This window comes from Oceanibaculum sp., assembly GCF_022449305.1.
GTDB classification, from domain to species: domain Bacteria; phylum Pseudomonadota; class Alphaproteobacteria; order Oceanibaculales; family Oceanibaculaceae; genus Oceanibaculum; species Oceanibaculum indicum.
This window is the reverse complement of sequence record NZ_JAKUSO010000036.1, coordinates 26,866-36,462: the sequence shown is the minus strand read 5'-3', so window position 1 is coordinate 36,462 and position 9,597 is coordinate 26,866. Positions and strand designations below refer to the sequence as shown.

12 protein-coding genes are annotated in these 9,597 nt (G+C 65.1%); 6 read left to right on the top strand and 6 right to left on the bottom strand.

Going from position 1 to position 9,597, the window contains the following annotated elements:
- A partial coding sequence (locus MK313_RS11855; RefSeq protein ID WP_287781790.1) for a transketolase family protein occupies positions 1-1,584 on the top strand: 1,584 nt, incomplete at its 5' end.
- 38 nt (positions 1,585-1,622) lie between these two features.
- Entirely contained in the window at positions 1,623-2,630 is a 1,008-nt protein-coding gene (gap, locus tag MK313_RS11850) for a type I glyceraldehyde-3-phosphate dehydrogenase (RefSeq protein ID WP_287781789.1), read from the top strand.
- 218 nt (positions 2,631-2,848) lie between these two features.
- Here gap and MK313_RS11845 read toward each other — a convergent pair whose 3' ends face one another.
- From MK313_RS11845 to MK313_RS11835, 3 genes are all read right to left on the bottom strand, one after another.
- On the bottom strand, positions 2,849-3,988 hold the full coding sequence (locus tag MK313_RS11845; protein ID WP_287781788.1) for an iron-containing alcohol dehydrogenase: 1,140 nt from the start codon (positions 3,986-3,988) through the stop codon (positions 2,849-2,851).
- Positions 3,989-4,114: 126 nt separating this feature from the next.
- Complete coding sequence (locus MK313_RS11840) at positions 4,115-4,651, bottom strand: GNAT family N-acetyltransferase (RefSeq protein ID WP_287781787.1); 537 nt, start codon at positions 4,649-4,651, stop codon at positions 4,115-4,117.
- A 288-nt stretch (positions 4,652-4,939) separates the two neighbouring features.
- The gene (locus tag MK313_RS11835) at positions 4,940-5,389 is read right to left on the bottom strand and encodes a hypothetical protein (protein ID WP_287781786.1); all 450 of its coding nucleotides are present in this window, start codon (positions 5,387-5,389) and stop codon (positions 4,940-4,942) included.
- A gap of 143 nt (positions 5,390-5,532) precedes the next feature.
- Here MK313_RS11835 and MK313_RS11830 point away from each other — a divergent pair, with 143 nt between their 5' ends.
- Positions 5,533-5,793: a hypothetical protein gene (locus MK313_RS11830; protein WP_008943877.1), complete on the top strand. Its 261-nt coding sequence runs from the start codon at positions 5,533-5,535 to the stop codon at positions 5,791-5,793.
- 36 nt (positions 5,794-5,829) lie between these two features.
- On the opposite strand, the gene MK313_RS11825 is transcribed toward MK313_RS11830, so the two are convergent.
- Positions 5,830-6,009 (bottom strand): hypothetical protein, encoded by a 180-nt coding sequence (locus MK313_RS11825; protein WP_040706746.1) that lies wholly within the window; start codon positions 6,007-6,009, stop codon positions 5,830-5,832.
- Between the two features lie 220 nt (positions 6,010-6,229).
- On the opposite strand from MK313_RS11825, the gene MK313_RS11820 reads away from it, so the two are divergent.
- Entirely contained in the window at positions 6,230-6,568 is a 339-nt protein-coding gene (locus tag MK313_RS11820; RefSeq protein ID WP_287781785.1) for a dihydroneopterin aldolase, read from the top strand.
- A gap of 107 nt (positions 6,569-6,675) precedes the next feature.
- Positions 6,676-7,218, top strand: coding sequence for a peptidylprolyl isomerase (locus MK313_RS11815; RefSeq protein ID WP_040706742.1), 543 nt, complete (start codon positions 6,676-6,678; stop codon positions 7,216-7,218).
- Between the two features lie 71 nt (positions 7,219-7,289).
- Here the strand turns inward: MK313_RS11815 and MK313_RS11810 are convergent, their stop codons facing one another.
- Both MK313_RS11810 and MK313_RS11805 read right to left on the bottom strand, forming a co-directional pair.
- On the bottom strand, positions 7,290-7,985 hold the full coding sequence (locus MK313_RS11810; protein ID WP_287781784.1) for a 3-oxoacid CoA-transferase subunit B: 696 nt from the start codon (positions 7,983-7,985) through the stop codon (positions 7,290-7,292).
- Positions 7,982-8,653 (bottom strand): 3-oxoacid CoA-transferase subunit A, encoded by a 672-nt coding sequence (locus MK313_RS11805; RefSeq protein ID WP_287781783.1) that lies wholly within the window; start codon positions 8,651-8,653, stop codon positions 7,982-7,984. Before MK313_RS11805 ends, MK313_RS11810 begins: the two co-directional genes overlap by 4 nt.
- Before the next feature lie 123 nt (positions 8,654-8,776).
- Between MK313_RS11805 and MK313_RS11800 the strand changes: the two genes are divergently transcribed.
- Positions 8,777-9,574, top strand: coding sequence for a FadR/GntR family transcriptional regulator (locus MK313_RS11800; RefSeq protein ID WP_008943872.1), 798 nt, complete (start codon positions 8,777-8,779; stop codon positions 9,572-9,574).
- Positions 9,575-9,597 lie beyond the last annotated feature (23 nt).

Here is a 9,597-nt window from a genome sequence, read left to right as displayed (position 1 = left end):
GGCGAGCGCATCCTGAATGCCCGCTTCGGCGACCCCATCGGCGATCACTACACCTATGTCATCGCCGGCGATGGCTGCCTGATGGAGGGCATCAGCCAGGAGGCGATCACGCTGGCCGGGCATCTGAAGCTCGGCAAGCTGATCGTGCTGTTCGACGATAACGGCATTTCCATCGACGGGCCGACCAGCCTGACCACCTCGGAGGACCAGCAGGGCCGCTTCAAGGCCGCCGGCTGGGACGTGCAGGCCATTGACGGCCACGACCCGGCCGCCATTGAGGCCGCCATCGCCAAGGCGCGCAAGACCGACACGCCGTCGCTGATCGCCTGCAAGACGATCATCGGCTATGGCGCGCCGAAGAAGCAGGGCAGCGCTTCCACCCACGGCTCACCGCTGGGCGCGGAGGAGATCGAGGGCACCCGTGCGGCGCTGGGCTGGAACCATCCGCCCTTCGAGATTCCCGAGGACATCCTGACCGCCTGGCGCGCCATCGGCCAGCAGGGCGCCGCCGCCCACAAGGGTTGGCAGGAGCGCGTGGACGAGCTGGGCAGCGAGAAGCGCGAGGAGCTGGAGCGCGTGCTGGCCGGGCGCCTGCCCGCCGGCTTCGAGCAGGCGGTGGAAGCCTTCAAGAAGCAGACCGCCGAGCAGAAGCCGAAGGTCGCGACCCGCATGTCCTCGCAGCATGTGATCGACGCGCTGGCCCCGGTGCTGCCGGAACTGATCGGCGGTTCCGCCGACCTGACCGGCTCGAACAACACCAAGGCCAAGGAAGCCGCCATCATCAAGGTCGGCGACTATGCCGGCAGCTATATCCATTACGGCATCCGCGAGCATGGCATGGCCGCGGCGATGAACGGCCTGGCGCTGCATGGCGGCGTGATCCCGTTCGGCGGCACCTTCATGGTGTTCACCGATTACTGCCGCCCGGCGATCCGCCTGTCGGCGCTGATGGGGCTGCGCGTCATCTACATCATGACGCATGATTCCATCGGCCTCGGCGAGGACGGCCCGACGCATCAGCCAGTCGAGCATCTGGCCGCGCTGCGCGCCATGCCGAACCTCTATGTATTCCGCCCGGCCGACACGGTGGAAACCGCCGAGTGCTGGCAGATCGCGCTGCAGAGCGAGGGCACGCCCTCGGTCATCAGCCTGACCCGCCAGGGCCTGCCGACCGTGCGCACCACGCACACCGCGGAGAACCTGTCGGCCAAGGGCGGCTATGTGCTGGCCGAGGCCGAAGGCAAGCGTCAGGTGACGCTGATCGCCACCGGCTCCGAGGTGGAGATCGCGCTGGCCGCCCGCGACGCGCTGAAGGCTGACGGCATCGCTGCCGCCGTCGTCTCCATGCCGTGCTGCGAGCTGTTTGACCAGCAGGATGAGGCCTACCGCAAGCAGGTGCTGGGCGAGTGCCCGCGCATCGCGGTCGAGGCCGCCATCGGCTTCGGCTGGGAACGTTATCTGGGCGAGAAGGGTTGCTTCATCGGCATGACCGGCTTCGGCGCCTCCGCCCCGGCACCCCAGCTGTACAAGCATTTCGGCATTACCGCGGAAGCGGTTGTCGCAGCGGCGAAAGCCCGTATCTAGAAGACGAACCCCTACCCGTTCGCGTTTTGGAGGAATAAATGGCTACTCGTGTGGCAATCAACGGTTTCGGGCGCATCGGCCGCCTGGTGCTTCGCGCCCTGCATGAAAGCGGCCGCAAGGACCTGCAGGTCGTGGCGATCAACGATCTGGGCCCGGTCGAAGCGAATGCGCATCTCCTGCGCTACGATTCGGTGCATGGCCGCTTCCCCGGCACCGTGACCACCGGCGAGGACTGGATGGATCTCGGCACTGGCAAGATCAAGGTGACCGCCGAGCGCGACCCGTCGAAGCTGCCGTGGAAGGACCTTGGCGTCGATATCGCCTTCGAGTGCACCGGCATCTTCACCGACAAGGAGAAGGCCTCGATGCACCTGACGGCCGGCGCCAAGCGGGTGCTGATCTCCGCCCCGGCCACCGGTGCCGACATCACGGTCGTCTATGGCGTGAACCACGACAAGCTGACCAAGGACCATGTCATCGTCTCCAACGCGTCCTGCACCACCAACTGCCTGGCTCCGGTCGCGGCGGTGATGCATGAGGCGATCGGCGTCGAATCCGGCTTCATGACCACGGTGCATGCCTATACCGGCGACCAGAACACGGTCGATACGCTGCACAAGGACCTGCACCGCGCCCGCGCCGCGGCGATGTCGATGATCCCGACCTCGACCGGTGCGGCCAAGGCCGTCGGCCTGGTGCTGCCGGAGCTGGCCGGCAAGCTGGACGGCACCTCGATCCGCGTGCCGACCGCCAATGTCTCTGTCATCGACTTCAAGTTCATCGCCAAGCGCGAGACCACTGTTGAGGAAGTGAACAAGGCGATCAGCGCGGCCGCCGACGGCAAGCTGAAGGGCATCCTGGCGACCAACACCGAGAAGCTGGTCTCCATCGACTTCAACCATTGCCCGAACAGCTCCACCGTCGATCTCGGCGAGACCAAGGTGATCGACAAGAAGCTGGTCCGCGTGATGAGCTGGTACGACAATGAATGGGGCTTCTCCAACCGCATGCTGGATACGGCCGGCGCCATCGCGAAGCTGATCTAGTCCGGCTGGACATACGTCACGGAAAAGGCCGCGTCCCGGGACGCGGCCTTTTTGTTTGTCTGGATGGGGGCAACTACTCTGGCCGTCACCCCCGCATTTATTGCGGGGGTCCAGGCTTCCGCTTGCTGGATGTCGGTCGAGCAGGCTGAACCCTGGATTCCCGGCACCCAATGGGGCTTGGGGCCGGGAATGACATGGTGAGTTGGAGACCGCCCTCCTCAGTTGCCGGCCATCGCCTCGTCGAGCAGCTTGCGGTATTCCGCAACGGTCGGCGTGCGCGGGTTGGTCGGGTGCGCATGGTCCTTGGTGGCGGCGACGGCGATGCCGTCCAGCACATCGTCGGTCACGCCCATCTCGCGCAAGCTGGCGGGAATGCCGATCTTCGCGTTCAGCTTCGAGATCGCGTCGGCGATATCGGTGTTCTCCGGCAGGCCCATCGCCTGGGCGACGCGCGGATACTTGTCGCCGACCACAGACTTGTTGAAGCGCAGCACGGCGGGCAGGAACACCGCGTTCAGCGTGCCGTGGTGCAGGCGCAGGCCCTTCACCGCGCCCAGCGGGTGCGACAGCGCATGCACCGCGCCCAGCCCCTTCTGGAAGCTCATGGCGCCCATCATCGAGCCCATCATCATGTCCCAGCGCGCCTGCCGGTTGGAGCCGTCCTTCACCGCCGTCTCGATGGAGCGGCTGGCAAGCCGCAGCCCTTCCAGCGAGATGCCGTCGGCCGGCGGGTTCACCGCCAGCGACAGGAAGGTCTCGATGCAGTGGGTGATCGCGTCCATGCCGGTGCCGGCGGTCAGCACGGGCGGCAGGCCGAGCGTCAGCTCCGGATCGTTGATCGCCACATTGGGGATCAGATAGGGGCTGACGAGGGCGAGCTTGCGGCCATCCTCCAGCACGATGACGGCGCCGCGCCCGACCTCGGAGCCGGTGCCCGAGGTGGTGGCGACCGCGATCAGCTTGGAGACGTCCGGGCGGATGCGGGCAACGCCGCCTTCCACCATCGCATATTGCGACAGCGGCCCCTCATGCGTCGCCAGCAGGCGCACACCCTTGGCCAGGTCCATGGAGGAACCGCCGCCGACCGCGATGATGCCGTCGCAGCCATTCTCCTTGTAGATGTTCAGCGCCTCCCAGGTCGCCGCCTCGGTCGGGTTTTCCGGCGTGCCGTCGAACACCGAGACGTCGAACTCGTTCGGGATGTTGGCGCGGATCGTATCCAGGATGCCGGTCTTCACCAGCCCCTTGTCGGTGACGATAAGCGGCCGCTTTATGCCGAGCGCCTTCATCTCGTCCGCCAGCAGCTTGATGGCGCCGAAGTCGAACTGGATCTTGGTGAGGTAGCTGATAACCGCCATGGTGCGTCCCTGCCCTGTGTATGGTTGGTGGCGTTTGGTTGGCTGGCCCCATGCTTGCCGGTCCAATCGGTCCGGTCAAGCGGCGCCAGCCACCCGTTTCGGCATGGCCGCTATCACCCGGCACGGTTACGCAGCGTACCGGCGAACACCCCTCCGGATCTGCGGGGCCGCCGGCAGCGCCGGATGGATCATGCCCGTCACGCCGTCCAGCGCGCCCGGCACCAGCTCCAGCCCCAGGAACCGCCGCTCCTCGACCGGGCCGGGCAGTTGCAGGCCCAGCGCTTTCTCTCGCGTGAAGCCGAACGGATTGTAATATTCCGGGTCGCCGACCAGGATCACCGAGCGATGGCCGAGGCTGGCGGCATGGGCCAGCGAATGGCGCATCAGCGCCTTGCCATAGCCCTGCCCCTTATAGGCCGGATCGACCGCCAGCGGGCCGAGCATGACGGACAGCACGCGCGCCTCGCCCAGCAGCAGCGGCCAATAACGGATGGAGCCGCGCAGCTGCCCGTCCTCCAGCGCGACAAAGGCCAGCGACGGGTCGTGCGGCACGCCCTCGCGCAGCTTGTACACGGTCTTGGTGGTCCGGCCCGGACCGAAGGCGGTATCCAGAAGGGCGTCGATTAGCGCGGCGTCGCCCGGCCGCTCGTGAACGATCTGCATCTCTAAAAAATCCCGGAATCAGGGTGTCGGTCAGTCAGTGGACCGCATCGCCTGCTCCGGGCGGAGGGATGCCTACAGACGGGCCCTCCGGCGGTGACCAGGCGACGCGGCTGCGCCGGCCGCAAACGCGGTCGGGCAGGTCGTACGTCGTCGTCGCAGGTCAGCCGTCATGGCCGGACTCGTTCAGCTGTTAAAACTGATATGCATGTATCATAGCCATGCCCCCCTCGAATAGCGGTTTTTCGCTGGAGGGCCATGCGTTTAGTGAGGGGCGTTTAGCGAAGGTGCTTAACGATGGTCTCGCCGACGCTCCGCCAGGAAGCGGCGCAGCATGACTTCATGCTCTTTCCCCACGGCTGTGGCAGGACGGGCCGGGCGCAGCTTGCGCGCCAGCCCGCGCAACGCCTTGCGGCGGACGGCAGGATCGTCCAGCCGGTGCTTCACCCAGGCGATGGCGGCCACCCCTTCGCGCCAGCGGATCGGCAGCGGCTGCACCGGCTGTGCGATCAGGCCGGGCCAGGAAAGCGCCGCCTCCTCGAAATGGTCGGCACAGAAGGGCAACAGCACCTCGCGCTCCCCGGAGGCGACATAGGTGCGATAGCCGCGCGCAAAGCGCTGCGCCCCCGCTTCGTCCAGCCCGAAGCTGACCACGGCGGGGCGGTCGCAGCGGCAGCAGAAGATGCCGTTGCGGCGCTCAACAGCTGGCGCCGGTCGGCGGACCTTTCGCAGCAGGGACATCAGCATGAAGTTGCCACTCGCCATACAGGGGGGGCGGCTGGCCGGCCTGTCGGACTGGCCTGCCCGGCACCCTCGGGGTATGATGAAAGCTGAATGGAAAAAGGTCCAGCCGCACGGTCGCGGCCCGGGCGATACAGGATGGGATGCCGATGGCGAAGGACCCGAAAGTGCTGGAAGCCGCCCTGCGGCAGGTGCGCGCGGCGCGCAGCAAAGCCGATCCGCAGGTGCTGGAAACCGCCGAGCGGCTGGTGCGGCATCAGATGGGCATGCCGCAGAAGCCCAGCCTCGCCGTCGCCATGCTGGAGCAGGCCCAGGCCAATGGCGGGCGGAACCGCCAGAAAGTGCTGTCAGAGCTGGAGCGTTATTGCCGCCAGCGCGGCATCGACACCTCCGGCAAGGCCTGACCCGTCCGGAGAGAAGCGGCGATCAGGCGCCCGTATTCAGGCGCCCGTAGTGCGCAGCTGCTCGATGGATTTCTCGATATCGGATACCAGAGCCGAAATCTCAGGCTTCTGGTTGCGGCACTGCTGCAGGAGCACGGCCAGCCCAACGAGAACTTCGAGCAGCATATCGCTGCGAGGGAGTGTCATCGGCATGGAAACGGTCATATCCAGAAGCATCTTCTTATTCCGCCGCGCTGTTCGAAGCTTTGTATAGCCTGAACAAGTTAACAAGCATTTAAGAGACTCTGTCGCAAAGAGCGGCATGCCGACGACGCCGGACAGGCCCGAAGCGGCGACCATTGTTCCCGCGCGCGCCAAGGGCTATTCCGACGTTTGAAAAGTCATTACCCGCATGCATTCAAGACATGCTTGATTATCAGTATTGTACCGAATCTTCGTGCGCGACCTCGTCCTTGAAGCCGAAGTCGGCGTGTATGAGAGCGAGAAGGGTAAGCGGCAGCGGCTGCGCCTCAATCTCGAACTGGAATGCGTCGATACCATCGCCACGGCCGGGGACCGGCTGGAAAACGTGTTCTGCTATCACACGCTGGTGAAGAGCATCGAGGCGATCCTGGCCGAGGGCCATGTCAACCTGATCGAGACCGTCGCCGACCGCATCGCGCGGCACGGGCTGGAAGACAGGCGCGTGCTGGCCACGCGGATCACGGTGGAGAAGCTGGACGTCATCGACCAGGCCGCCTCGGTCGGCGTGACGGTGGAACGCCGCCGCCAGTAGCGATACGCCCTGTTGCTTGCGCTTTGAGGCTTTCGATTCCGGCCCCACCCGCTTAAGGTGAGCGGCGAACCCGTACCGTAACGCTGGATCAAGGACAGGACATCGTCATGACTCGCCTGAAGACCCTCGCCGCGGCGGCCCTGATGGCCCTCGGCATCCTCTTCACGGGAACCAGCCAATCAGAAGCCGCCAAAATGGAAAACATGCTCTATCTCGACCTCGAATACGGCCGCGTCGTCATCGAGTTGAAGCCCGACCTCGCGCCCAAGCACGTCGCCCGCATCAAGGAGCTGGTCCGCGCCGGCTTCTATGACGGCATCGTCTTTCACCGCGTGATCGAGGGCTTCATGGCCCAGACCGGCGACCCCACCGGCACCGGCCGGGGCGGCAGCGGCAAGAAGATCCCGGCGGAATTCAACAGCGCGCCGTTCGAGCGCGGCACTGTCGGCATGGCCCGCTCTCAGAACCCGGACAGCGGCGACAGCCAGTTCTTCATCTGCTTCAAGCCCGCCCCCTTCCTGAACGGCCAGTACACCGTCTGGGGCCAGGTGGTCGAAGGCATGGAGTTCGTGGACAAGATCAAGCGCGGCGAGCCGCCGGCAGACCCGGACAAGATCGTGAAGATGACCCTGGCCGAAGACGCCAAGTAATCCTCACCAGCTAACGAAAAGGCCCGCCCCGGAATACCGGTGCGGGCCTTTTTCTTTGACGGAAAAGCCGCTTACGAAACTGCCGGCGCCTTCAGCACGCCAACAGTGGCGGCATAGGTCAGCGGCGCCTCGGTAACTTCCTGCAGCGCGTCACGCGTCAGCCCCTCGGCCATCTCGACGACCAGCAGCCCCTCCTCCGTCACATCGATGACGGCAAGATCGGTATAGAGCCGCTTCACCACCGACGAGGCGGTCAGCGGATACTGGCAGGCCTTGCGGATCTTCGGCTCGCCCTTGCGGGTGGTGTGTTCCATCAGCACGCGGATGCGCTTGGCCCCGACCGCCAGGTCCATTGCCCCGCCGACGCCGGGCGGAAAGTTCGGGTCTTCTGTCGTCCAGTTGGCGAGGTCGCCCTTCACCGAGACCTCGAAGGCGCCCAGCAGCGCGAGGTCCAGATGGCCGCCGCGGATCATGGTGAAGGAATCGGAATGCTTGAACACCGAGGCGCCCTTGGCCAGGGTCACATATTCCTTGGTGGCATTGATAAGGTCCGGGTCTTCCTCGCCCGGCTTCGGATAGGCACCGACGCCCAGCAACCCGTTCTCACTGTGGAACACGATCTCCCGCCCGTCCGGCACATAGCTGGCCGCCAGCGTCGGCAGGCCGATGCCGAGATTCACATACCAGCCATTCTCGATGTCCTGTGCCGCGCGCCAGGCAATCTGCCGGCGGCTGAGCCGCGCCACGCTCTCGGTCATGCTGCTCATGCCTTCTTCTCCACCTTCACCACCCGGTCAACGAAGATGCCGGGCGTATGGATATTGTCCGGGTCGAGATCACCCAGTTCGACGAAACCTTCCGCCTGCACGATGGTCAAATCCGCCGCCATCGCCATGTCGGGCGCGAAATTGCGCGAGGACAGGCGGTAGATCAGGTTGCCCCAGCGATCCGCCCGGTGCGCATTGATCAACGCCACATCGCCGCGCAACGGCATTTCCAGCACATAGGTGCGGCCGTCGATCTCGCGCAGTTCCTTGCCCTCGGCCAGCTTGGTACCGACACCAACCGGCGAGTAATAGCCGCCGAGGCCCGCCGCCGCGCAGCGCAGCCGCTCGCTGATCGTGCCCTGCGGCAGCAGTTCCAGCTCGATCTCGCCCTTGGCGTACAGCTCGTCGAACACGACCGAACCGCCGCTGCGCGGATAGGAACAGACGATGCGCCGGACCCGGCGCGCCGCCATCAGCGCCGCCAGCCCCTCGGTCCCGACACCGGCATTGTTGGAGACCACAACCAGATCCCGGGCGCCCTGGTCGATAACGGCATGAATCAGTTCGGTCGGTGCACCGGCTGACCCGAATCCGCCGATCAGAAGCGTCGAGCCGTCCTTGATCCCCGCGACGGCTTCGGCCAGCGTCACCACTCTCTTATCAATCATGGTATCTTATTTTCCCGCACTATTTTTCCGGGAGCTTTTCTTCCGCGCTCCCTGCCATACCTATAAGTGTGGTAGGCTAATGTCATCAAGCTATACAAATAAAAATTAGGGGTTGGAATTTGCATGGAAACTGCACAGGCGAGGAACAAGACCAGTTCGCTGTCGGGTAAGACCAGCACTCTTTCCGGCGGCGCCACCATGATCGATTTCGTGGCGGTGGCACCGGTCCGCCAGAGCAAGCTGGCCGATCAGCTCTACGAACAGATCATGCTGCATATCGTGAACGGCTCGCTGGATGTCGGCGAGAAGCTGCCGTCCGAGGCGCAGCTCTGTCAGCTCTTCTCGGTCTCGCGGCCGGTGGTGCGCGAGGCGCTGTCGCGCCTCCGGGCCGACAATGTGATCGCCTCACGGCGCGGCTCGGGCACCTATGTCATGTCGAAGCCGACGCCGGAGCTGGTGCGCCTCGCGCCGTCAGGCGTGCTGGCCGAGCTGCTGCGCTGCTACGAGCTGCGGCTGGCGCTGGAGGGCGAGGCCGCCTATCTCGCCGCCAAGCGCCGGGAAAAGGACGATCTGGTCGCCATCGAGAAGGCGCTGGAGTTCTTCAACAATTATCTGGGCACTGGCGATGACGAGGAAGGCGCGGAAGCCGATTTCAGCTTCCACATGGCCATCGCCACCGCCACCAAGAACGCGCTGTATGTGAAGACGCTGCACATGCTGCACACCACGGCACGCGACGGCATCAAGCTCGCCCGGCAGCTCTCCAAGCTGCGCAGCGAACCCATGGATATCGTCCGGGCCGAGCATTCCCGAATCTACAAGGCGATCGAGAAGCGCAATCCCGGTGCGGCCCGCAACGCCATGCGCAGCCATATCGACAATTCCCGCCTGCGCATGGTCGGCCAGTTGCTCGACGAATAAGACCGAAACCGGAAAGGGCGTCA